General features: G+C 66.3%; 1 protein-coding gene. It reads left to right on the top strand.

What is annotated here, in order from left to right; translation table 11 throughout:
- Window positions 1-1,045, top strand: a 1,045-nt coding sequence (locus MJ777_RS22015; RefSeq protein WP_239377666.1) for an IS110 family transposase, incomplete at its 5' end; no start/stop codon positions are given.
- Between the last annotated feature and the right edge of the window lie 29 nt (window positions 1,046-1,074).

The raw sequence follows: 1,074 nt of genomic DNA on the forward strand, positions 1-1,074 counted from the left end.
GGACTACTGGCGCTCGGTCTACTACACCCTGCAGCCGCATCTGAACCTGATGCTGGTCAATCCCGCCCACCTCAAAGGCATTCGCGGCCGCAAGACCGGCCCGAGCGACGCGGCGTTCCTCGCCCGGGCCGGCGCCTCCGGCCTGGTCATGGCCTCCTTCGTGCCGGCCCGCGAGATCCGGGAACTACGGGAGCTGACCCGCCGCCGGACCGAGATCGTCCGCGCGGTAGGGCGCGAAGCCCAGCGGCTGGAGAAGGAACTGGAAGACACCGGCATGAAGCTCACTTCGGTGATCAGCGATGTCACCGGGGTCACCGGCCGCGCGATCCTCACCGCTGTGCTCGGCGGGGAACGGGACCCCAACCGTCTGGCCGACCTCGCGTGCGGCAAGGCGCGTCAGAAGATTCCCGCCTTGGTCGAGGCGCTGGACGGCGAGTTCACCGACCACCACGCCTTCATGGTTCGCCACTACCTGGACGAGATCGATCGTCTCCGCGGCATCGCTGCCGCGTTCGACGCGCGGGTCACCGCCATGCTAACCGATCACCAGCAGGACCTGGACAACCTCGACACCATCCCGGGAATCGGCCGCCTCGCTGCCGAGATCATCATCGCTGAGACCGGCGGCGACATGGCCCCGTTCGCGACCGCCGGCCACCTCGCTTCCTGGATCGGTGTCTGCCCGGGACAGAACGAATCAGCGGGGGTGAACAAGTCCGGACGGACCCGAGCGGGCAACAGCCACCTCAAGCGGCTCCTCGGAGTTGCAGCGATGTCGGCCATCAAAGACAAGACCTCGTACCTGGCTGTGTTCTACCGCCGCATCGCCACCCGCAGAGGTGGCAAACGGGCCTTGGTCGCAGTCATGCACAAACTGGCCATCGCGATCTGGCACATCCTGCATGACACGGTTCCCTACCGCGAGCTCGGTGCTGGCCACCTCTCCGCACGCACTCCCGAACGAACCATGCGACGCATGATCAAGGAGGCCAACCGTCTCGGCCTCACTCTCCGCTTCGAGCCCATCGCAGCGGCTTGCCCATGACCGGGTGCACGTTATTTTCGTGTCAGACC

Source organism: Protofrankia sp. Cj5 (assembly GCF_917627405.1).
Classification (GTDB): Bacteria; Actinomycetota; Actinomycetes; order Frankiales; family Frankiaceae; genus Protofrankia.